The organism is Methylobacterium nigriterrae, from assembly GCF_037106235.1.
GTDB lineage: Bacteria > Pseudomonadota > Alphaproteobacteria > Rhizobiales > Beijerinckiaceae > Methylobacterium > Methylobacterium nigriterrae.
This window is the reverse complement of record NZ_JBAWTG010000960.1, coordinates 1-264: the sequence shown is the minus strand read 5'-3', so window position 1 is coordinate 264 and position 264 is coordinate 1. Positions and strand designations below refer to the sequence as shown.

The 264-nt window shown below is 68.2% G+C and carries 1 protein-coding gene; it reads right to left on the bottom strand.

Translation table 11 applies throughout. From position 1 onward, the window contains the following. A partial coding sequence (locus WDW90_RS39860; protein WP_336493090.1) for a metal ABC transporter permease occupies positions 1–264 on the bottom strand: 264 nt, incomplete at both ends.

Genomic DNA, 264 nt, shown 5'->3' with positions numbered 1-264 from the left:
GTGCGGAAGTCGATGCCGAACACGTTGCCGAAAAGCACGCTCGTCGCCTGCGCGGCGTTGGTGGTGTAGAAATGCAGGAAGAGCAGGCCGAGGCCGAGCGACAGCGTCAGGACGATGCCGATCGCCACGTCGCGATGCGCCCTCTCGCCCAAGAGGCCGATGCCGATGCCGGCGGCAAGCGTGAACGCCGTCAGCCCGAAGAACGGCGAAAGCCCGACCAGCGCCGCACCGGTCGCGCCGGGAAAGCCGACATGGGCGAGCGCA